This window comes from Methylorubrum extorquens (genome assembly GCF_024169925.1).
Taxonomy (GTDB): Bacteria; Pseudomonadota; Alphaproteobacteria; order Rhizobiales; family Beijerinckiaceae; genus Methylobacterium; species Methylobacterium extorquens_A.
In genome coordinates this window covers 1,183,591-1,205,649 of sequence record NZ_JALJXF010000001.1, presented here as the reverse complement: position 1 = coordinate 1,205,649, position 22,059 = coordinate 1,183,591, and the positions used below count along the sequence as shown (strand labels likewise).

Annotated in this window: 19 protein-coding genes; 14 read left to right on the top strand and 5 right to left on the bottom strand. The window is 69.6% G+C overall.

What is annotated here, in order from left to right; translation table 11 throughout:
* Positions 1 to 9 precede the first annotated feature (9 nt).
* From gyrA to J2W78_RS05905, 6 genes are all read left to right on the top strand, one after another.
* Entirely contained in the window at positions 10 to 2,745 is a 2,736-nt protein-coding gene (gene gyrA / locus J2W78_RS05930; RefSeq protein ID WP_253368865.1) for a DNA gyrase subunit A, read from the top strand.
* A gap of 220 nt (positions 2,746 to 2,965) precedes the next feature.
* Positions 2,966 to 3,790 (top strand): outer membrane protein, encoded by an 825-nt coding sequence (locus J2W78_RS05925; RefSeq protein ID WP_253368863.1) that lies wholly within the window; start codon positions 2,966 to 2,968, stop codon positions 3,788 to 3,790.
* A gap of 140 nt (positions 3,791 to 3,930) precedes the next feature.
* Entirely contained in the window at positions 3,931 to 4,434 is a 504-nt protein-coding gene (gene coaD, locus J2W78_RS05920) for a pantetheine-phosphate adenylyltransferase (RefSeq protein WP_253368861.1), read from the top strand.
* 25 nt (positions 4,435 to 4,459) lie between these two features.
* Entirely contained in the window at positions 4,460 to 5,002 is a 543-nt protein-coding gene (locus J2W78_RS05915) for a peptidylprolyl isomerase (RefSeq protein ID WP_253368859.1), read from the top strand.
* Positions 5,003 to 5,070: 68 nt separating this feature from the next.
* Positions 5,071 to 5,517: a hypothetical protein gene (locus tag J2W78_RS05910; RefSeq protein WP_253368857.1), complete on the top strand. Its 447-nt coding sequence runs from the start codon at positions 5,071 to 5,073 to the stop codon at positions 5,515 to 5,517.
* Between the two features lie 3 nt (positions 5,518 to 5,520).
* A complete protein-coding gene (locus tag J2W78_RS05905) occupies positions 5,521 to 5,982 on the top strand; it encodes a peptidylprolyl isomerase (protein ID WP_253368855.1) in 462 nt (153 codons plus the stop codon).
* A 119-nt stretch (positions 5,983 to 6,101) separates the two neighbouring features.
* Here J2W78_RS05905 and J2W78_RS05900 read toward each other — a convergent pair whose 3' ends face one another.
* On the bottom strand, positions 6,102 to 6,506 hold the full coding sequence (locus J2W78_RS05900; RefSeq protein ID WP_253368853.1) for a response regulator: 405 nt from the start codon (positions 6,504 to 6,506) through the stop codon (positions 6,102 to 6,104).
* A gap of 391 nt (positions 6,507 to 6,897) precedes the next feature.
* Between J2W78_RS05900 and J2W78_RS05895 the strand changes: the two genes are divergently transcribed.
* From J2W78_RS05895 to J2W78_RS05875, 5 genes are all read left to right on the top strand, one after another.
* Entirely contained in the window at positions 6,898 to 7,659 is a 762-nt protein-coding gene (locus tag J2W78_RS05895; RefSeq protein WP_253368851.1) for an ImuA family protein, read from the top strand.
* Positions 7,574 to 9,076, top strand: coding sequence for a DNA polymerase Y family protein (locus J2W78_RS05890; protein WP_253368849.1), 1,503 nt, complete (start codon positions 7,574 to 7,576; stop codon positions 9,074 to 9,076). The genes J2W78_RS05895 and J2W78_RS05890 overlap by 86 nt, the downstream gene beginning before the upstream one ends.
* Complete coding sequence (locus tag J2W78_RS05885) at positions 9,073 to 12,276, top strand: error-prone DNA polymerase (RefSeq protein ID WP_253368847.1); 3,204 nt, start codon at positions 9,073 to 9,075, stop codon at positions 12,274 to 12,276. Before J2W78_RS05890 ends, J2W78_RS05885 begins: the two co-directional genes overlap by 4 nt.
* Positions 12,277 to 12,495: 219 nt before the next feature.
* A complete protein-coding gene (locus J2W78_RS05880; RefSeq protein ID WP_253368845.1) occupies positions 12,496 to 12,708 on the top strand; it encodes a DUF4287 domain-containing protein in 213 nt (70 codons plus the stop codon).
* A 333-nt stretch (positions 12,709 to 13,041) separates the two neighbouring features.
* The gene (locus J2W78_RS05875) at positions 13,042 to 14,067 is read left to right on the top strand and encodes a patatin-like phospholipase family protein (RefSeq protein WP_253368843.1); all 1,026 of its coding nucleotides are present in this window, start codon (positions 13,042 to 13,044) and stop codon (positions 14,065 to 14,067) included.
* A gap of 352 nt (positions 14,068 to 14,419) precedes the next feature.
* Here the strand turns inward: J2W78_RS05875 and J2W78_RS05870 are convergent, their stop codons facing one another.
* Positions 14,420 to 15,286, bottom strand: coding sequence for an NmrA family NAD(P)-binding protein (locus J2W78_RS05870; RefSeq protein WP_253368841.1), 867 nt, complete (start codon positions 15,284 to 15,286; stop codon positions 14,420 to 14,422).
* A gap of 38 nt (positions 15,287 to 15,324) precedes the next feature.
* A complete protein-coding gene (locus tag J2W78_RS05865; RefSeq protein WP_253368839.1) occupies positions 15,325 to 16,050 on the bottom strand; it encodes a pirin family protein in 726 nt (241 codons plus the stop codon).
* 146 nt (positions 16,051 to 16,196) lie between these two features.
* Here J2W78_RS05865 and J2W78_RS05860 point away from each other — a divergent pair, with 146 nt between their 5' ends.
* A complete protein-coding gene (locus tag J2W78_RS05860) occupies positions 16,197 to 17,090 on the top strand; it encodes a LysR family transcriptional regulator (protein ID WP_253368837.1) in 894 nt (297 codons plus the stop codon).
* 180 nt (positions 17,091 to 17,270) lie between these two features.
* Here the strand turns inward: J2W78_RS05860 and J2W78_RS05855 are convergent, their stop codons facing one another.
* A complete protein-coding gene (locus J2W78_RS05855; protein WP_253368835.1) occupies positions 17,271 to 18,623 on the bottom strand; it encodes a lipopolysaccharide biosynthesis protein in 1,353 nt (450 codons plus the stop codon).
* Positions 18,624 to 18,637: 14 nt separating this feature from the next.
* The gene (locus J2W78_RS05850; protein ID WP_253368833.1) at positions 18,638 to 19,636 is read right to left on the bottom strand and encodes a GNAT family N-acetyltransferase; all 999 of its coding nucleotides are present in this window, start codon (positions 19,634 to 19,636) and stop codon (positions 18,638 to 18,640) included.
* A 204-nt stretch (positions 19,637 to 19,840) separates the two neighbouring features.
* On the opposite strand from J2W78_RS05850, the gene J2W78_RS05845 reads away from it, so the two are divergent.
* Together J2W78_RS05845 and J2W78_RS05840 are read left to right on the top strand one after the other, a co-directional pair.
* Positions 19,841 to 20,671, top strand: coding sequence for a polysaccharide deacetylase family protein (locus tag J2W78_RS05845; protein WP_253368831.1), 831 nt, complete (start codon positions 19,841 to 19,843; stop codon positions 20,669 to 20,671).
* Between the two features lie 130 nt (positions 20,672 to 20,801).
* Entirely contained in the window at positions 20,802 to 21,932 is a 1,131-nt protein-coding gene (locus J2W78_RS05840; protein ID WP_253368829.1) for a glycosyltransferase family 4 protein, read from the top strand.
* Positions 21,933 to 22,059: the final 127 nt, after the last annotated feature.

The window sequence follows — 22,059 nt, the reverse complement described above, 5'->3', positions numbered from 1 at the left end:
AGAGCGACGTTGGCAGACGACAACGACCAACCCGGCGCCGGCACGCCCCCGCCCGCGACCGACATCAAGCCCGTCTCCATCACCGACGAGATGCGCCGGTCCTACCTCGATTACGCGATGAGCGTGATCGTGAGCCGCGCGCTGCCCGATGCGCGCGACGGCCTCAAGCCGGTGCACCGGCGCATCCTGTTCGCGGCGCACGAGAGCGGGCACCTGCCCGAGCGCCGCTACGTCAAGTCGGCCCGCATCGTCGGCGACGTGATCGGTAAGTACCATCCGCACGGCGACCAATCGATCTACGATGCCTTGGTCCGCATGGCCCAGGACTTCTCGATGCGCCTGATGCTCATCGACGGGCAGGGCAATTTCGGCTCGGTCGACGGCGATCCGGCCGCGGCCATGCGCTACACCGAATCGCGTCTGGCCAAGCCCGCCAGCGCGCTCCTCTCGGACATCGACAAGAACACCGTCGATTTCCAGGCGAACTACGACGGGGAGCACGAGGAGCCGACCGTCCTGCCGGCCCGCTTCCCGAACCTCTTGGTCAACGGCGCGGGCGGCATCGCGGTGGGCATGGCCACCAACATCCCGCCGCACAATCTCGGCGAGCTGATCGACGCCTGCATCGCCCTCATCGACGATCCGAGCCTGACCATCGAGGCGCTCAACGAGATCGTGCCCGGTCCCGACTTCCCGACCGGTGGCCTGATCCTCGGCCGCGCGGGCACGCGGCAGGCCTACGCGACGGGCCGCGGCTCGATCATCATGCGGGCGAAGTCGCATGTCGAGGAACTGCGCAAGGAGCGCGAGGCGCTGATCTTCACCGAGATCCCGTATCAGGTGAACAAGGCGACGCTGGTCGAGAAGATCGCCGAACTCGTCAAGGAGAAGCGCGTCGAGGGCATCTCGGACCTGCGCGACGAATCCGACCGCGACGGCATGCGCATCGTCGTCGAGATCAAGCGCGATGCCATGGCCGAGGTCGTGCTGAACCAGCTCTACCGCTACACGCCGCTGCAATCCTCGTTCGGCTGCAACATGGTGGCGCTGAACGGCGGTCGCCCCGAGCTGATGAACCTGAAGGACCTGCTGCTCGCCTTCAACGACTTCCGCGAGGAGGTCGTCTCCCGGCGCACCAAGTTCCTGCTGAACAAGGCGCGCGAGCGCGCCCACGTCTTGTGCGGTCTGGCCATCGCGGTCGCCAATATCGACGAGGTGATCCGCCTGATCCGGACCTCGCCGGACCCGAACACCGCCCGCGAGGCCTTGATGGCCCGCGACTGGCCGGCCCACGACATTGCCCCCTTGATCGCGCTGGTGGACGATCCGCGCTACCGCGTGGCCGAGGACGGCACCTACCGGCTCTCGGAGATCCAGGCCCGCGCGATCCTCGACCTGCGCCTGCAGCGCCTCACCGCCCTGGGCCGCGACGAGGTCGGCGACGAGCTGAAGAAGCTCGCCGACGAGATCGCCGACTACCTCGACATCCTGCGCTCGCGGGTCCGCATCCAGGCGATCGTGAAGACGGAACTCGCCGAGGTGCGCGCGCTCTTCGCCACCCCGCGCAAGACCGAGATCATCGATTCCGATTTCAGCGTCGAGGACGAGGATCTGATCGCCCGCGAGGACATGGTCGTGACCGTGTCCCATGCCGGCTACGTCAAACGCGTGCCGCTCTCGACCTACCGGTCGCAGCGCCGCGGCGGCAAGGGCCGCTCCGGCATGAGCACGCGCGACGAGGATTTCGTCACCCGGCTGTTCGTGGCCTCGACCCACACCCCGGTGCTGTTCTTCTCCGACCAGGGCCAGGCCTACAAGGAGAAGGTCTGGCGCTTGCCGATGGCCGCTCCGAACGCGCGCGGCAAGGCGCTCGTCAACATCCTGCACCTGCAGAACGAGGGCGAGCGCATCTCGACCATCATGCCGCTGCCCGAGGACGAGACGTCCTGGGATACGCTCGACGTGATGTTCGCCACCGCCTCCGGCAATGTCCGCCGCAACAAGCTGTCGGACTTCACGACCGTGAACCGCAACGGCAAGATCGCGATGAAGCTCGATCCGGGCGATCACATCGTCCATGTCGAGATCTGCCGGCCGGAGCAGAACGTTCTGCTGACCACCGCCCTCGGCCAGTGCATCCGCTTCCCCGTCGAGGATGTGCGCGTCTTCAAGGGCCGCGACTCGACCGGCGTGCGCGGGATCAACCTGGGCAAAGACGACAAAGTCATCTCGATGGCGATCCTCAACGCCTTCGACGCCTCGCCCGAGGAGCGGGCCGGCTACCTGAAGATGCGCCGGGCCGTGATCGGCGATGCGGGCGAGGCGGAGGCCGAGCCGGCCGAGGCCGAGGAGACCCCGGAGGCCACGGCGATCTCGCTGGAGCGCTACAACGAGATGGGCGCCGCGGAGCAGTTCGTGCTGACCCTGTCCGATCGCGGCTTCGGCAAGCGCTCTTCGTCGTACGAGTACCGGACCTCGGGCCGCGGCGGCAAAGGCATCACGGCGATGCGGGTCAACGCCCGCAACGGCAACCTCGTCGCCTCCTTCCCCGTGGAGGCCTCGGACCAGATCATGCTGGTCACCAATGCCGGCCAGCTCATCCGCGTGCCGGTGGACGACATCCGCATCGTCGGCCGCGCCTCGCAGGGCGTGACGGTGTTCAACACCGACAAGGCCGAGCGTGTCGTCTCGGTGGAGCACATCGAGGGCGAAGACGACAACGGCGACGGCGAAGAGGCCGCCTGATCGAAGGGCTGCGGAGGGGCCGAACAGGCCCCCTCCGCAGCTCGGCGGGCGATGCTGATCAAAATTTTGTGATACGGGATTATTTTCGGAATTACAGTATTCGCTTCAAGTCATGACGCGGTGTTGTCGTCTCAATATAACTGTTGCCGTTATATCATAGTTTCCGTGCCCAACCGCCGGTAGAGAAAGTGCGGCTTTCCTCACACCTTCGGTTCGAGCCTTGCGCAACTCCCTGATCCTCTCCGGCCTCGCGGGCGTCCTCCTTTCCGGAACCGCGCTGGCCGCCGACCTGCCGCGCCGCGCTGAGGCGCCGGTCTTCACCCCGGTCCCCGTCTTCGCCTGGACGGGCGCCTATTTCGGCCCCAACGGCGGCTACGCCTACACCGAGAGCGACACCCTGCGGACCACCGGGATCGGTGCGCTCCAGGCCAACGTGACCGGCGGCCTGCGCCGCGCGAACGTCGCCTTGCCGCAGGACGGGTTCAGCATCGGTGGCCAGGCCGGCTACAACTTCCAGCTCACGCCGGGCACCGGTTTCGTCTTCGGCTTCGAGACCGACGCGCAGTATCTCGACCTGGCGCGCAGCCGCACCGAGACGATCTTCAACCCCGCCCTCAACCCGAACGTCCTCCGCAACGTCTACGCCGCCGACCTCGACTTCCTCGGCACCGTGCGCGGCCGTATCGGCTACGCCTTCGACCGCGTCCTGGTCTACGGCACCGGCGGCTTCGCCTACGGCACCGCCACGTCGGCCGCGGTCTTCCGCACGGGAACGCCGATCACCTATGCCGGTGCCCGCTCCGGCCTCGAGACCGGCTACGCCTACGGCGGCGGTATCGAGTACGCGATCCCGGCCAATTCCTTCCTGGATCTCACGGGGTCCCTGCAGATGACGGTCAAGGCCGAGTATCTGCGCTACGACCTCGGCAGCCGCACGGTGCTGATCCGCAGCACGGGCGGCCCCGGCGTCGGCTACAATCTCGAATCCCGCACGGAGGGCGCTCTGGCCCGCGTCGGCCTGAATTTCGGGTTCGGCTCCTATTAAGCCGGAGGGCCGGCTGAGCGCTCCGGTTCGACCGGGGCCTTCGATGCCGACACCATCTCGTTCGAGCGGGCGCCCTCCGGGGCGCCCGTTTCTGTTGGCGGCGGTTCCGTTCGCGGGAAAAATGCTCTAGGCCCGTTCCCGTGACGACCCGTACAGCGCTCTACGCCGGTTCCTTCGATCCGGTCACCAACGGCCATCTCGACGTGGTGCGACAGGCCTGCCGCCTCGTGCCGCGGCTGGTGCTGGCCATCGGCGTGCATCCCGGCAAGGCGCCGCTGTTCACGGCCGAGGAGCGCGCCGCCCTTCTGCGCGAGACCTGCGAGCCGCTGGCTGCGGCCGAGGGTGCGAGCCTGGAGGTCGTCACCTTCGACGATCTCGCCGTCACGGCCGCCCGTCGCTGCGGGGCGCGCCTGTTCATCCGGGGGCTGCGCGACGGCACCGACCTCGATTACGAGATGCAACTCGCCGGCATGAACGGCGCGATGGCGCCCGAGGTCCAGACCGTGTTCCTGCCCGCCTCCACCGGCGTGCGCCCGATCACCGCCACCCTGGTGCGCCAGATCGCGGCGATGGGCGGCGACGTCTCCCCCTTCGTGCCGCCGGTCGTCGCCGCGCAGCTTGCCGCTCGCTTTGGCAAATCCTGATCCCCACTACGGAGCTTTCGCCCGCATGAATCGCCGCCACGCCGTCCTCGGACTCGCCCTCTCCGCCATGCTCTTCGCCGCCCCGGCGCGGGCCGGCGAGAACACCGTGACGCTCGAGACCAAGGACGGGCGGGTCACGATCGAACTGCGCCCGGAGATCGCACCCAAGCACGTCAAGCAGCTCAAGACGCTGATCGGCCAAGGCTTCTACGACGGCCTGAAGTTCCACCGCGTCATCGACGGCTTCATGGTCCAGACGGGTGATCCCAAGGGCAACGGCACCGGCGGCTCCAGCCTGCCCAACATCCCCGCCGAGTTCTCTTCCGCGCCGTTCAAGCGTGGCACGGTCGGCATGGCCCGCTCGGGCAGCCCGAATTCGGCCAACTCGCAGTTCTTCATCTGCCTCGGCGACGCGGACTTCCTGAACAACAACTACACCGTCGTCGGCGTCGTCACCTCGGGCATGGACGTGGTCGACAAGATCAAGAAGGGCTCCAAGGCCGATAACGGCTCCGTGCAGAACCCCGACAAGATCGTGAAGATGACGCTCGCCGGAGGCGGCCAATAGCGGCCCGCCGGCCATCGCGCCGCGGGGTCTGCATCCTCGCGGCCTACCTTGCCCCGATCGCCTCGATCATGGCGGGCGAGGCCGATGCGTTCGGCGGCATTGAACCCTGGCGCACCCTGCCCCAAACCTTCCGGGGTACGCAGCATGTGCCGCTGCCCGCCGGTGACACGGCGGCGGCCCCGGCCGATACCTTGAAGGCGCTCTACCCGGCGCTGGCCGCCTGCTGGAAGGCGCCCGAAGGGCTCAGCCGGTTCGAGCGCGCGGAGATCACGGCGCGTCTCTCTCTGCGCCGGGATGGCTCGGTGATCGGTACGCCGCAGATCACCTTCGCCAAGACTCCGTTTGCGAAGACGCCGGGCGATGCGAGAGCCCGGGACATCCTGATTCGGGCGACGCTCGATGCGATCGCCCGCTGCACGCCGGTCCGGCTCACCCCGGCTCTCGGCGGAGCCATCGCGGGGCGCCCCCTGGCGCTGCGCTTCATCTACGACGGACCTAAAGGACAGGGAATTTAACTCATGGCAGAGACGAACGAGACCATCGTCCTTGAGACCACCAAGGGCCGCGTCGTCATCGCGCTGCGCGCCGACCTCGCCCCCAACCACGTCGAGCGGATCAAGACACTGACGACCCAGGGCTTCTACGACGGCGTGCCGTTCCACCGCGTCATCGACGGCTTCATGGCCCAGACCGGCGACCCGACCGGCACCGGTTCGGGCGGCTCGGAGCTGCCCGACCTCAACGCCGAGTTCAACGCCGAGCCGCACGTGCGCGGCACCTGCTCGATGGCGCGCACCAACTTCCCGCACTCGGCGAATTCGCAGTTCTTCGTCTGCTTCTCCGACGCGCGCTTCCTCGACCGCCAGTACACGGTATGGGGCAAGGTGATCGAGGGCATGGAAGTGGTCGACACGATCAAGCGCGGCGAGCCCGTGCGCGATCCGGACCGGATCGTGAAGGCGACCGTCGCGGCGGCGTAAGCCGGTTTTCCCCCTCTCCTCGTATGCGGGGAGAGGGGCGTCTAATGTCGCGATGCTCTAGATTTTTGTTTTTGCATCGTCTTTTCCGAAAGCCGATGGCCACCTTTCGGGACGATGCTCTAGCCCTCCGGCGGCTCCCTGAGCCCCGCGGCCTCTTCGAGCCACGTCAAAATTTCCGGTGCCCGCCAGGGCTTGGGCATGAAGGTCGCGGTGACGCGCAGGTCGCTCGGCTGGTCGCCCGCGTCGCCTGAGGTCAGCAGCAGGCGGATGCGCGGCCACGTCACGCCGATGATCCGCGCGAGTTCGAAGCCGCCGATCGTGCCCGGCGTGCGCACGTCCGAGAACACCACGTCGATCCCGTCGCCCCGCTGGTGCAGGATGTCGAGCGCACGCTCGGCCGTCTCGGCCTCGATGACCTCGAAGCCCTTCTCCTCCAGCAGCTCGGCCGCGAGGTAGCGCTCATCGGGTTCATCCTCGACGACGAGAATGACGGGCCGGTGGCCTGTGGGTCGTGCGTCACTCATGACTGGTCACTCATGACCCTGATAAATCTAGAGAGCTCGCGGGAAAGACGCAGATTGCGCATCCCATACGACATCCTCCGGCAAAGTCCCCGGCAGACAATACGATAGGACAGCGCGGGCAAACGTCTGTCGTTCAAGGGCAACAGCGCCCGGATTTGTTGCTCTCGGGTCGAGTCGGCATGCGGATTTGCGTGAGATAAGCCGTCGCACCCGCTCTGCGTGCAGGGCTTGGTACGTCGCCGGCCCGCCGAACCGGGGTCAAGGGCGCGACCGGAATAAAATCCGCATTTTCAACAGGGATGGCAACGCAAGAGCGGTTGACGGGTTACGGCTCAGGTGTGTTCACTGTTTGTTCTGAACGGCACCCTCAAACCCTCCCGAACCCAGGCCCATGCCCCCTCTCCGCTCCCACGACGTGCCGACGCTGGACGCGCTTCGCCGCCTGACGGACCGTGCCGGGACCGGCAGCGAGCCGGCGGACCCTCGCGCCCTCCCCTTCGGGGTTGCGGGGCTCGACGCGGCTTTGCCCGGTGGCGGGCTGGCCCTCGGGGCGCTCCACCAGATCCATGAGGGCGGCCCGCGCGGGCGTTACGCCGCCACCGCCGTGCTGTTTGCCGGCGGCATCCTCGCCCGGCTCGACGGGCCGGTGCTGTGGTGCCTGCACAGCCGAGACCTGTTCGCGCCCGCCCTCGCCCGGGTCGGGCTGCATCCCGACCGGGTGGTCTATTGCGAGACGTGGCGGGATGCCGAGGTGCTGCCCGCCATGGAGGAGGGCCTGCGCCATCGCGGGCTGGCCGGCGTCGTCGGCGAACTGACCCGCATGACGCTCACCCCCTCCCGCCGGCTCCAACTCGCGGCGGAGGGCTCGGGCGTTACCGCGCTCGTCGTGCACCGCCTCTGCGCGGGCGAGGCCGTCGAGCCGGAGCCCTCCGCCGCGCGAACCCGCTGGCGGGTGGCGCCCGCCCCCTCTGAAGGAACGAACCGTCGCATGGGCCGGCCGCGCTGGCGGCTCGACTTGCAGCGCTGCCGGGGTGGGGCGCCGGGGGCTTGGATCGTGGAGGCTTGCGATGCGCAGGGTCGTCTCGCTGTACCTGCCGGCTTGGCCGACCGACCGGCTGCGCCGGAGCGGGTCCAGCGCCGCGCCTCCGGATGAGCCGCTTGCCACCGTGGCGCAGGACGGTGCCCGGCGCGGGCTCGCCGACGTGGACGCCGCTGCCCGCCGCCTCGGCCTGCGACCGGGCATGAGCGCAGCCCATGCCGGCGCAATGGTGCCGGGCCTCTACCTCGTCCCCGCCGATCCCGAGGCGGATGCCGCGGCGCTGGCGCGGCTCGGCCTGTGGTGCCAGCGCTACGCGCCGATCGTCGCGCTCGATCCGCCCGACGGGCTGCTGATCGACATCACCGGCGCCGCCCATCTCCACGGCGGCGAGGCCCCGCTGCTCGCCGACCTCTCCGCGCGCCTGGAGCGAACGGGCATCCTGGCGCGGCTCGCGCTCGCCGACACGCCAGGCTGCGCCTGGGGTGTGGCCCGCTTCGGCGAGGGGGGAATCGTGCCCTCCGGAGACGCGCCGCGGGTGCTGGCCCCCCTGCCGGTGGCGGCGCTCCGGCTCGGCTTCGAGGCCGTGCGGGCGCTGCAGGATGTCGGCCTCACCCGCATCGGCCAACTCGGCGACAAGCCGCGGGCGGCCTTGCGGCTGCGCTTCGGTGCCGAGATCCTGTTCCGGCTCGACCGGGCGCTCGGGCATGCGCCGGAGCCGCTGACGGCGCTTGCCGCGCCGGAGACGCCGCGGGTGGCCCTGCGCTTCGCCGAGCCGGTCGGCGCCCATGAGAGCCTGCAACGGGTCGTCGCCGACCTCTGCGCCCGGCTCGTGCCGGAACTGGAACGGCGCGGCCTCGGCGCGCGCCGGCTCGACCTCGTCTTCGCCCGCGTCGATCGCCTCGATCAGGCGATCCGCATCGGCACGGCGGGGCCGAGCCGCGACGCCGCCCACCTCGCCCGGCTGCTCACTGAGCGCCTCGCGCTGATCGATCCCGGCTTCGGTATCGAGGAAGCGGTGCTCTCCGCCTCGCGGGTCGAGCCTCTGGCCGAGCGCCAAGCCACCCATCTCGCCGCCGGCCCGCAGGCGCCGGACCTCGCCGCCCTGGTCGATACCCTGCTGGTGCGCCTCGGCGCCGCCCGCGTCTATCGGCTGGAACCGGTGGAGAGCGACCTGCCCGAGCGGGCGGTGCGCCGGGTGCCGGCTCTGGCTGCTCCCCTCGGCGCACTCTGGCCCGCCGACCTGCCGCGCCCGGCCCGCCTCCTGGCGCCGCCGGAGCCGGTCACGGCGATGGCCGAGATCCCCGACGCGCCGCCGCTGTTCTTCGTCTGGCGCAACACCCGCCATCGCATCGCGCGGGCCGACGGGCCGGAGCGCATCCTCGGCGAGTGGTGGGTGGCAGACGCGGAGGCCGCGCTGACCCGCGACTATTACCGGGTCGAGACGGAGGCCGGCGAGCGCTTCTGGCTTTTTCGCGATGCGCCGGTGGAGGCCAACGGGCGCTGGTGGCTGCACGGGCTCGGCGAGGCGTGAGCACGCCGGAGCTTCAGGTCACGACGCACTTCTCCTTCCTGCGTGGCGCCTCGAGCCCGGAGGAATTGTTCGCGGCCGCCAGCCTGCTCGGCATCCCGGCTGTGGGCGTGACCGACCACGGCTCGCTCGCCGGAATGGTGCGGGCGCATCAGGCGGCGAAGGTGACGGGCGTGCGCCTCGTGGTCGGCTGCCGGCTCGACCTCGACGACCTGGCTTCGCCGCTCCTCGTCTACCCCACCGACCGGGCCGCCTACGGCCGGCTCAGCCGCCTGCTCAGTCTGGGCAAGGCCAGGGGCGGCAAGGGCCGCTGCCGCCTGACATGGCGCGATCTGGAGGCGTGGCAGGAGGGGCTTTTCGCGATCCTGCTCGCCGAGCATCCGGGGCCGGCGCTGCCGAACGATCTCGTGCGCCTCAAGAGCCTGTTTGGTGCCCGTGCCTCCCTCGCGCTGACGCGCCGCTTCCGCCCCGACGACGCGGACCGGCTCGACGCTTTGGCCGCCGCCGCCCGCGCCGCGCGGGTGCCGGTCGTCGCCACCGGCGACATCCTCTACCATGTCGCGGGGCGGCGCCGGCTGCAGGACGTGGTGGCTTGCATCCGGCTCGGGCTGACCATCGACCGGGCGGGGTTCGCCAAGGAGCGCCACGCCGACCGCTTCCTCAAGGCCCCGGCCGAGACCGCGCGCCTGTTCGCGCGCTTTCCCGAGGCGCTGGCGCGAACGGCTGAGATCGCGGCGGCCTGCACCTTCTCGCTGGACGACCTCGCCTACACCTACCCGACGGAAAGCCGCGAGGACGGGCTCTCGCCGCAGGAGCGTCTGGAAGGCCTGACCTGGGCCGGCGCGGCGCGGCGCTATCCGGCCGGCGTACCGGAGCCTGTGACCCGCCAATTGCACCACGAACTCGGCCTCATCGGGCGGCTGGCCTACGCCCCCTACTTTCTCACGGTCGAATCCATCGTCGCCTTCGCCAATCGCGAAAAAATCCTGTGCCAGGGGCGCGGCTCGGCGGCCAATTCCGCGGTCTGCTTCTGTCTCGGCATTACCTCGATCGATCCGACGCGGCAGAACCTGCTGTTCGAGCGCTTCGTGTCGGAAGCGCGCCGCGAGCCGCCCGACATCGACGTCGATTTCGAGCACGAGCGCCGCGAGGAGGTGATCCAGTGGATCTTTGAAACCTACGGACGCCACCGCTCGGCGCTGACTGCCATCGTCAGCCGCTTCCGCTCGCGTGGGGCGCTCCGCGAGGTCGGCAAGGTGATGGGCCTGCCCGAGGACATGACCGGCGCCCTCAACCGCATGACCTGGAGCTGGAGCAGCGAGGGCGTCGGCGAGCGCGAATTGCGCGAACTCAACCTCAACCCCGAGGACCGGCGCCTGCGCCTGACCCTGGAGATCGCTCGCGAACTCATCGGCACGCCGCGCCACCTCTCGCAGCATCCCGGCGGCTTCGTCCTGACCCTCGACCGGCTCGACGAGCTGGTCCCGGTCGAGCCCGCGGCCATGGCCGACCGTCAGGTCATCGAGTGGGACAAGGACGACATCGACGCCCTCAAGTTCATGAAGGTCGACGTGCTCGGGCTCGGCATGCTCGGCTGCCTGCGCCGCGCCTTCGACCTCTTGGCCGAGGTCAAGAACGATCCGCACGACCTCGCCTCGATCCCCTCAAAGGATGAGCCGACCTTCGCGATGATCCGGCGCGCCGACACGCTGGGCGTGTTCCAGATCGAGAGTCGCGCCCAGATGGCGATGCTGCCGCGGATGAAGCCCAGAGAGTTCTACGATCTCGTGATCGAGGTGGCGATCGTGCGCCCCGGCCCGATCCAGGGCGACATGGTCCACCCCTATCTGCGCCGCCGCGAGGGTCTCGAAGAGGTCACCTACCCGACGCCGGAACTGAGGGCGGTCTTGGAGAAGACCCTCGGCGTGCCGCTATTCCAGGAGCAGGCGATGCAGGTGGCGATGGTCGGCGCCGGCTTCTCCGCCACGGAAGCGGACGAGCTGCGCCGCTCGATGGCGACCTTCAAGTTCACCGGCGGCGTCCACCGCTTCCAGAACCGCCTCGTCGAGGGCATGGTCGCCAACGGCTACGCCCGCGACTTTGCCGAGCGCACCTTCAAGCAGCTCGAAGGCTTCGGCTCCTACGGCTTTCCCGAGAGCCACGCCGCCTCCTTCGCGCTGTTGGCCTATGCCTCCTCGTGGATGAAGTGCCACCATCCGGATGTGTTCTGTGCCGCGTTGCTGAACGCGCAGCCGATGGGCTTCTACGCCCCCGCGCAGATCGTGCGCGACGCCCGCGCCCACGGCGTCGAGATCCGCCCCCTCGACGTGAATTCTTCGCAATGGGACTGCACCCTGGAATCGCTCGGTAAGGGCCGAAAACTCTTCGCGGTGCGGCTCGGCCTGCGCCTCGCGAGCGGCCTGCCCGAGCGGGACGGACAGCGTCTCGCGGCGGCACGCGGCGGGCGGTCCTTCGCCTCCCTGCCCGAGCTGGCGGACCGGACCGGCCTGCCGGCGGCGAGCCTCACCTGCCTCGTGCGGGCCGACGCCTTCCGCTCGCTCGGCCTCAACCGGCGCGAGGCCGCCTGGGCGGTCAAGGCCCTGCGGCCCGATCCCCTGCCGCTCTTCGCCGCCCTGTCCGCACCGATGCAGGCCGAGCCGGCACAGACGGCCGAACCCGCCGTATCGCTGCCGACGATGAGCGCGGGCGGCGAGGTCGTCGCCGATTACTGCGCCAAGGGCCTCAGCCTGCGCGCGCACCCCCTCGCCTTCCTGCGCGAGACCCTCACCAATCTGGGCGCACGACCCTGCGCGGCACTCGAGCGGGCGGACAACGGGGCGCAGATCGTCGTCGCCGGGATCGTTCTGATGCGCCAGCGGCCGGGCTCGGCCAAGGGCACGATGTTCATGACCCTGGAAGACGAGACCGGCATCGCCAACCTGATCGTCCGCCCCGAGCTGTTCGACCGGCAGCGCCGGGTCGTGCTCGGCGCCCGGTTGATGGCCTGCCGCGGACGGGTGCAGCGGGTCGGCGCGGTGATCCACCTCGTGGCCGCGGAGCTGTTCGACCGCTCCGGCCTGCTGCAGCGGATCGACGAGGCGCCGATCGCCCTGCGCACCGGCCGCGGCGACGAGACCGGCCAGAGCGTCCGCCCCGATCCGCGTGAGGCCGCGCTGCCGGTGCGGGCGCGGAATTTCCGGTAGGCTCGACACCTAAAGCATCGTCCTGGATATCGGATCCAGGACGATGCTTTAAGCTTTTGTCTTTGCATCGTCTTTTCCGAAAGCTGGCGGCCACCTTTCGGGACGATGCTCTAACGCGGGGCGTTGACGCGCGACCCGTCTCGCCCCGTAGATGGCTCCGCGGCACGGGCCGTCCGTGACGGATGCCCTCAGCCCGCCTCGCCCGGAGCCTGTCTCGACATGTCCGCTGAACCGATCAAGGGACCGGCCTCATACTTTCCGTCCATCGAGAAGACGTATGGGCGTCCCATCGGCGCGTGGCAGGAGATCGTGCGCAAGAGGCTTCCGGCCAAGCACATGGACTTGGTCGCGATGTTGAAGACGGACCACGGCATGGGGCACGGGCACGCCAACGCGATCGTGGCGCACGTCCTCGCGGCGGAACGGAGCTGATCGCTCGCCGGGGCGATCCCTCATCGTTTGCGGCCCGCCCCCTGACCCCGAGGTGCCAACGCGAAGCGGCGGCCTCGACCGACGCTCTGCAGCACGCGTGCTTCCTTTTCGGGACCACTTCGCGGCACTCAGGCCGCGGTGGCGAACCGGCATGCCTGTGCGAGCAAGGCTCGATCCCCGCCATCCCTCGCGGACCGCAGCACCCCCCCCGGTCGATGGATCGAGAACAGGAAGGCCGGCCGCCGGGTTAGCTCGAGCGCGAGGGGCCACGATGATCCTGCGAACGGGCGCGGTCTGGCTCGGGCCACCGCGCAGAAAAGGTCCGTTTCCTCGATGCAGACAGTCTCCCAACCGCGCGACACCGCCATCGTGTTCGGCGGCGGCAATGCGCTCGGTGCCTACCATGCGGGTGCCTTCGAGGTTCTGCAGGCCCGCGGCATCCGGCCGGACCGATTGGTGGGCGCCTCGATGGGGGCGATCACCGGGGCGATCATCGCCGGCAACGCACCGGAGGACCGGATCGAGCGGCTCCACCAATTCTGGAACGAGGCGACCCTGCAGACCGGCCTTTCCGGAACCGATTTTCTCAAGCCGCGCCAGTACTACAATGCGCTCCACTCGCTCCTGACGCTGGCCTGGGGGCGGCCCAGCATCTTCACGCACCGCTATCCCGGCCTGTGGTCGGCCCTGCCCTGGGTGCCCAACGACGTCGCCCTGTTCGACCACAGGCCCCTGCGCGCCACGCTCGAGCGTCTGGTCGATTTCGAACGCCTGAACCGGGCCGAAATCCGGCTCACCATCGCCTGCATCGACGTGGCGACCGGCGAGGAGGTCTTCTTCGACAACACCCATCAGGCGATCCGGCCCGAGCACATTCTGGCCAGCGCGGCCCTGCTGCCGGCTTTTCCCCCGGTCGAGATCGACGGCCGCATGCTGTGCGATGCCGGCTACACCAACAACCTGCCCCTCGATCCGCTGTTCGAGCCCGAGCCGACCCGCGATCTGCTCTGCATCGCCCTCGACCTGTTCTCGCTGCGGGCCGACCGGCCGCGCTCGCTCGACGCGGTGCTGGAGCGGGCCAACGATCTCATCTTCGCCAGCGCCGCCCGGCGCGCGGTATCGGGATTGGCGCGCACCTATGCTCTGCGCGAGCGGCTGAATCCGGACGGCCCCTCCGCAACGCTCTTGCACATCGTCCATCAGGCCGGCGCGGACCAGCTCGCCTCGAAGAGCTTCGACTTCTCCCCCTCCTCGATCCGCGACCGCTGGCAGGCGGGCGTCCACGACATGGAGCGCGGTCTCGACCGGTTGACCCAACTGCCGACTTCCAGTGGGCGCTTCCGCTACGCGTGCCCGTGACGGCACGGCGACGGCCGGGTGCCAAGACAGCATCGACTTGAATGATGTCAGGCTGTCGGAGGCAGACGATGCTCAGCGGTCGCGGCTTTACCATCTTAAGTTTGCGAGGGGCTGCTTTTGAACGACCGTCTCAAAAAGCCGACATTCATTCCGGAACGGGAGCCACTCAGGTTTTCGGCACCTCCATGCCGCGCTTGACCGCCGGGCGTTCGCCGATCCGCGCTATCCAGGCGTGCAAATTCGGGATCGCGCCGAGCGTGTCGTGCAGAGGCTCCTTCAAAAAGGTCGTCGCCGCGAGCGTTAAGGCGTCCCGGACCGGCGTTCGCCCGGGACCTCGGATCGGGCGGACTGCCTACCAGCCGGATGCCGTCTCCTCGGCGAAGGCGCGGTAGCTGCGCAGGGGATGGCCGATCAGGGCTTCGAGCGTCGCGCGGGCGTCCTGACCGGGGACCATGCCGTAGCGATGGAACGCCCGCAGCATCGTCCTGAGGTCGCGCGCCTGCCAGCCAGGCATCATCTTACCGGCCTGCTCCTCGAAGGCCGCGAGGTCATCGCCGCCGTAATTCACGTCGCGGCCGAGGACCGAGGACCAGATCGCCGCGATGTCGGCTCCCGTCAGGGTGTCGGGGCCGACCACCTCGATGGTCGTCCGGGGGAGCGGATGGGGGGCACGCTCGCGGCGCAGCAGCTCGGCTGCGGCTGCATCGGCGATGTCCCGGGCATCGACCATGGCGAGCCCCACGTCGCCGATGGGCTGCGGGTAGACGCCGGCCTTCAGGGCGTCCTTGAACATCAGGTCGTTCTGCATGAAGTACGCCGGCCGCAGGACGGTGGCTGGGAACCCCTGCGTGTCGATGACCCGCTCGGCGAGGTTCTTGCCGGCGAAGTGCGGCACGTCGTCGAACAGGGCGCTGTTGAGCACCGAGAAGTAGACGAACCGCTTGATCCCGGCCTCGCGAGCCAGGTCGAGTGTCAGGAGCGCCTGGGTCATTTCGTCGGCCGCAACGGCGTTGAGCAGGAACAGCGTGTCGATGCCCTTGAGCGCCTCCCGGGTGGAGGCAACGTCGGACATGTTGCCCTGCACGGGCTCGACGCCTGCCGGTCCTTGGTACTTGCCCTTGTCGCGCACGAGGGCACGGACGGACGCCCCCTGATCGGCGAGGCGCTGCACAACCTGCGAACCGATGGTCCCGGTCGCACCTGTCACGAGAATGGTCATGGTCGTCTCCGTCTTGAAGGGATTGAATGGGGAGCGGCTCAGTGGCCGCTGATTGTCCCGGCCTTCGAGCCGGTGGCGGTCGTGTCGACGAGGAACAGCGCCAACGAGGCGTCGGAGGCGGCCCGCACCGTGGGCAGCGCCCGGTCGCTGACGGCGTCACCGCTGCCGAGGCGTTCGCCGCCGATCTCGACGACGCCGTCGATGACGTAAAGGAACGGCGTCATCCCCTCGACGGCCGGTACCTCAACCTCTTGGCCGTCGTGCAGGTGCACGTCGTAGAGGCGGACCTCGTTGCGGATGATCAGGGGGGCGCCGCTCTCCTCGGGACCGGCGACCCACCCCCACTGGCCCTCGGATGCGCCGTCGGGACGGTCGTGGAACGCGACCATCGCGGGCAGGTCGGCCTCACGTGGCCGCACGAAGATCTGGAGCATCTCGACCGGCTCGTCCGGCACGCTCTCCTCGTGCCAGAAGCTCTCGCCGGCATTCATCATCATCAGCTTGCTGGCCGAGATGGGAATGCGCTGCCCGGTGCTGTCCTCGTGCACCATGATCCCGCGCCACATGTAGCTCAGGATCTCGTCGTTCTGGTGCTCGTGCATCTTCACGACCTTGCCGGGCTTGAGCTTCGCGTGGTCGATGGCGGCCAGGGGACCGAGGGCGGGGTCGGCCTCGGGACCGCCGATGGCACCGGGGCGCACGCGACGGACCTGGAAGTCGTCCTTCCCGTGCGTCTGGCTCTGGTAGGCGCGAAGGATCTGCATGGGGTGGCGTCCTCGGTTGGCGCGGGCCGCATCGCCGGGCATCCGGCCCTCGCGTTCGGCGTCTTGTATATGGGACGATGTAAGCCCTTCGGACGCGTCGTGAAGCGGGGTCGACAGGGACGGTGCGTCCCGATTATGCAACGACGATGGACCTGAACGCGGTACGGGACTTCCTGGTCGTGGCGGAGCACGGCAGCTTCGCCGAGGCGGGGCGCGTCCTCGGCCTGCCCAAGTCGACCTTGTCGCGCCGGATCATTGCCCTGGAGCAATCGCTCGGCGTCAGGCTGATGGAGCGCAACTCGCGACGCCTCCGCCTCACTCCCGAGGGTGACGAACTCCGGGAGCGGGCCGCGGGCCTCGTCACCGGTCTTGCGGATCTGGAGGATCAACTCAGCCCGGGCGACGCCCCTCTGCGGGGCGGCCTGAGAATCAGCGTGCCGGTACTGCTCGGCTATACGGTCCTGGGGCGGATCGCGGCCCAGTTCGCCGCCCAGCACCCTGAGGTGCTGCTGGAAGCCGTCGTCGACGACCGCAAAGTCGACCTCCTCCGGGAAGGCTTCGATGCGGCCGTGCGGGTCAACCCGCCACCCGACAGCCTGCTGAGCGGACGCCGGCTCGGGCGCAATCGACTCCTACTAGTCGCGGCACCGTCCCTGATCGAGCGCCTCGGATGCGCGGGCGCGGCACCGCAATCGTTGACATGGCCGGCGGTCGTGCGCCGTGGTTGGGGCGACGACGGTAGCTGGGTGCTCGCCGGGAAGCGCGGTCCGGTGCGGGTGCCGGCGACCCCACGCCTGAGCCTGTCGTCACCCCTCGCGATCCGCGACGCGGTGCTGGCCGGTGCCGGGGCGGCCTTCCTGCCCCAGACGATAGCTGCCGGCGATCTCGCGGAGGGGCGCCTCGTCGTCCTGGGGGAACGGCACGGCGACCCGGAGGAGGTCTGGATCGTGCACGCCTCCGGTCGCCTACCGAGCCGGCGGCTCCGGGCGTTGATCGACCTCATGGTCGACTTTTTTGCGGGCGAGCCCCTGACGGCATGATCACATCGGTGACAGCGGCCGATGTCTGCTTACGAGCAGAGTGGCGCTTGCCCTCTATGGCGTGGTTGGGTCGGAGGCGGAACGTCCGCTTCTGGAAGCAAGGCCAAGGCCCGCTTCCCACCCGCAACGGTCTCCCGCCCAGTCAAGCCGGCTGCATTTCACCCCGATCCCCGCCGGTGCTCAGGTCTGTGCCGACTTGGCCGGCCCGACCGAGCGCCGCCACCGGCCCAGGATCGGCCACGCCGAGGCCGGGCGCGATTGCCGCCGGGCGGCCAGCACGAGGTAGATGAGGGAGGCGAGGTGCCCCGCCCCCACCGCCGCCGCGGCGCCGCTGACGCCGCCAGCCTGCATCAGCGGGACCACTACGGCGAGCGACACGACCATGCTCACGCACAGCGACTCGAACAGAACCCGCGTGTTCTGCTTGGCGCGGAAGTAGTTCGAGGTGAGGTCGCGGGCCAGCACGATCACGACGCTGACCGAGAGGATGCGCAGACAGTTGGCGTAAGCCGCGTACTCCGTTCCGAAGATCAGGCGCAGCCACATCTCGCCGGGAATGGCGAGGACCGCGAGGATCGTGACGATCGGCACTCCGAGCTTCACGCCCGTGCGCAGCAGGTAGCCGCGCAGGGCCGCCTCCCCGCCTTCGGAATGGGCGCGCGCGGCGGCCACCGGCAGGACGTTCTCCGTGGCGGAGAGCAGGAGTAGCACGGTCCCGACGAGGTACTGTGCCGCCCTGAGGCCGCCGAGCGCGTCGAGGCCGAGGGTCGAGCCCGCGACCAGCCAGACGAGCTGCTCCTGGACGAAGGTGACGAAGACGATCGGCAGGAGCCAGCGCGCGAGCGGGATGTGGCGCCGGATGACCGCACCGGTCTGCACGCAGCCGGGCCGGCGCAGGATCGGCCGGCCGAACGCGACGACGAAGGGCAGGCAGGTCGCGAACGAGGTCGCGGCAAGCAGCCAGACAAAGCCGTTGCCGCCGATGACGTCGTGCTCCAGCCAGATCAGCACGGCGACGAAGGGAAAGCTCGCGGCCCGGGCGAAATCCATGAGCAGCGCCTGCACGCCCCGACCTTCCGCAAACAGGAGGCGGCGCAGGGTGAACTGGAGGTTCTGCGCCAGCATCAGGGCGCAGGCCGCCAGAAGCGTCTCGCCCGACATCCCGGCGATGAGGAGGGCGATGACCACGAAGACGGCACCAGGCCCGCAGAGCAGGAAGGCGCCCGCGAGGATGGTCGCGGCATAGGCCGTCGAGACGCCGCTGCGGGCGCCGACCAGCGTCATCATCGGCGCGGTGATGACGGCGTTGTGCAGGGCCTGCGCGAAGGTGAGCACGATCAGGATCATCGCGAAATGCCCGAACTCGGCGATGCCGAGCAGGCGGGCGGCGACGATGCCGCTGACGAAGCCGAAGCCGCTGACGACGCCTTGGTCGGCCAGGGCGGTGAGCGCGGCCGGCGGGCGCCGGACGAGGCCGGCGGCGCGCCGGAGCAGGCCTGCCGGCAGGGAGGGCGCGGTGTGGGCTTCGGGCATCGCGGATTTCCTGCTCAGCGCGTGGCCAGGATGGCCGTCGCGGCGCGGCGCATCGCCCGGCTCCGGCTGAACAGCCAGAGCGGGTTGGACGCCACGACGTTGCGGCTGGCGCCGCGCTTGAATTCGGTGACGCCCGGGTTGCCGGCGGGGTCGATGCCGCCGAGATCGAGCACCGAGGCCCCCTCGCGCTTGGCCCGCTCGATCAGGCGCCAGAGGGCGAGGCGGCCGGCACCGGTCGCCTTGGCCCGCTCGTTCGAGGCGACGTAGAAGTCGGTCCAGCGGTTGGCCGCCCGGTGGATGATCCGCACCAGAACGGGTTCGTCGCGCTCGCGCATCTCGAGGAACAGGAGGTTCGGGTCGTTCGCGGCCAGATCGCGGAAGGCTGCCGTGTCGAGGCTGTTGCGGAAGCCTTTGCGCCGTTTCAGGGCATCGTAGAGGCGGCCGAAGGTCTCGAAGGCGGCCAGCCGCTCGGCCGGACCGGTCGGGAATGTGGTCGTGAGATCCGGGTTTCGCTCGGCGGTCTTGAGCACGTCGCGCCAGCGGCCCTCCATGGCGGAGCGGATCCCCTCCATCGCCTCGGTCAGGTCGAGTTCCAGCGTGTGCGTCCGGGTGGTGACGACCGGTGCGAAGCCGTGGCCGAGCAGGGCCAGCACCGCCGCCGGCGTCTGGAACTGCTGGTAGTTCACGCCGAGCAGATCGAGGCGGCCGAGTTCGAGATGGCCGAGGAAGGCGCGGAACACCGCCTCCGCCCGCTTCTCTCCGAGACGTGTCAGGACCGGGCAGCCCTGCGCCAGCACGATGTGGCCGAGCCAGCGGCGACGGCGTTGAACCTGGGCATAGGCGAGCGCCTGTCCGTCGCCGGCGCGGATGGCGAGCCGGCGCACGTCCCAGCCGATGCAGCGCTTGTACTCGCCCCAGCGACGCGACGCGTAGAGGTTGGCGCCCGGCTGATGCCAAACCGCCGCGTCCCAATCGGGATCGTCCGTAACATCGACGACCGTCAGTTGCCCCACCTTCGAACATCCTTTCCGTGCCGGCCGTTCCGGCGCGGGACAGGCCATGGCCTGCCTGACACTGATCAGCAAGGGGCGAGCCAGCGCACCGTCAGTAATAATGAAACCAATATGCGAGATTAACCACGGGTGATCGGGATGATTTGTTCAGATGCCATCAGGTTATTGCTGTGATAGGTGCTTGCATGGGAGGGTGAGGCCGGGATGAAGCACTGGGTCAAGACGACGTTGCGCCGCGCTCCGGCCCTGCGCGCACTCGCCCTGCGCGGGAGCGCCCTGTTCAAGTCCCTGGCCTGTGCAGAGCCCGGTCTCTACACCCTATGCTACCATCAGGTGCCCGAAGCCGAGCAGGATCGTTTCGCCGCGCAACTGCGCCATCTCGGCCGGCACGGCGATTTCATCGATGCCGACGGGGCTGCCGAGCGTCTCGCCGCGGGCTGGCCCGCCCGCGACCGCGCCTTCCTCGTCACCTTCGACGACGGCTATGCCGACACCTTCGAGGTGGCGCGTCCCGTTCTGCGGGCCCTGGGCATTCCGGGCATCGTCTTCCTGATCAGCGATTGGATCGACGCGCCGCCGAACGCGCCGCCCGGCCTCGACCGGGCGCCGTCCCTGTCCCCGAGCGGGCGCCTCTACATGAGCCGGGCCGAGATCGCGGCCTGGTGCGCCGACGGTCTCGACATCGGATCCCACACCGCCACGCACCAGCGCCTGAGTCGGCTCGACCGCGCGCGGGTCGCCGACGAGATCGCCCGTTCCCGTCGCGACCTTGCGGCCCTCACCGGTCGGGAGATCCGCCATTTCGCCTGCCCCTGGGGTGTCGCCGTCCACGATTTCGATCCGGAACATGACCCGGCGCTGGCCCTGGAGAGCGGCTACCGGACTTTCTTCACCACGCGGCGCGGCCGGGCGCTGAGTGCCGCGGATCTGCCGGCGATGCCCCGCCACGTGGTCGAGCCGCATTGGCCGGTCTCCGATTTCGAAGCGCTGATGGGCGGCCGCAGGACGGGATGGCGGGCGCGGGAGACTGCTTGAGACGATTCCCGCTCTCGACTCTTGTGTCCGCATCGTCTTTTTCCGAAAGCCGGTGATCACCTTTCGGCACGATGCTCTATCCCAACTGACCGGCGCCGGGCCTGCGGCGCCTGACCTGAGGTCGCCCTCCATGGCAGCCGGTGCGATGCGCCCGATCGTCGTCGTGACCGGGGCGCTCGCGCCCTACACGCACGTCCTCTACGAGCGTCTGGCGGAACGGCTCGCTGGCCGTGACGGCCGGGCCCTGCACGTCCTGTCCTGCACCCCGCGCGAGAGCGCCCGGCAATGGGTGATGCCGCCGCCGCGGCTCTACCGGCACACGGTGCTGCCGGGCCTGCGCTGGCACCGCTCCTCGATCCGCAACCTCTACGTGAACCCGGCGGTGGTGACGCGGCTCGCGGCTCTCCAGCCGGCGGCTTTGGTGCTCAACGACTTCTCGCCGACCATGCTGTTCGCGGCGGGCGCCGCGCGCCTGCGGCGCATCCCGACGCTGATCCGCACCGACGGGGTGCCCGAGACCGATCCGGGCGCGCGCTCGGCCCCGCATCGCTGGCTGCGCCGCGCCATCGTCTCGGGGGCCGCCGCCGGGATCGGACCGAGCCAGGGCAGCGGCGCCGTGCTCGCCCGCTACGGCTTGCCGGCCCGGAACTTCGTCCTGAGCCCGCTCTTTCCGGCCTGGACGCCGCCCGGCCCGCCCCCGCCCGACACCGAGCGGACCTACGACCTCCTGTTCTGCGGCATGCTGAACGAGGAGGTGAAGGGTGCACGCTTCTTCACCGACGTGGTGCTCGGCTGCTGTGCCCGCGGCCGACGCCTGTCGGTCCGGGTCGCGGGGGACGGCCCGCTGCGGGGGGAGATGGAGGCGCGCTTCGCGGGGGCCGGCCTCACCGCTCGCTTCGACGGCTTCCTGGGCCAGGAGGCGTTGCCCGAGGTCTACGCCTCGGCCAGACTCTTCCTGTTTCCCAGCCGCGGCGACGTCTGGGGAATCGTGGTGCAGGAGGCGCTCCAGAGCGGGACGCCGGTGCTGGCCTCACCCCATTCCGGCGCGGCCCGTGGTCTCCTCGACGCCTATGGCTGCGGCGAGGTGCGGCCGATGGCGGTGGCGGACTGGGTCGAGGCAACCCTGCAGCTCCTCGACGACGAAGGCCGCCGCCGGGACCTGCGACATGCGGCGGAGCGCGCGCTCCCGCACTTCACGGTCGAGGCGGCCGTCACCGGATATCTCGATGCCCTCGAACCCCTTCTGGCGGCGCGCACCTGACCGCGCCACCCGTTTCGAGACGCTCGCCGAGAGGTGTATTCGAATTTGTTCGTGGTGCTGACGGCGGGGGAAGGTTTGCCGCCCCTCCGGGCCGAGGCTAGATTCGATCGCAAATGCGCCGATGCTC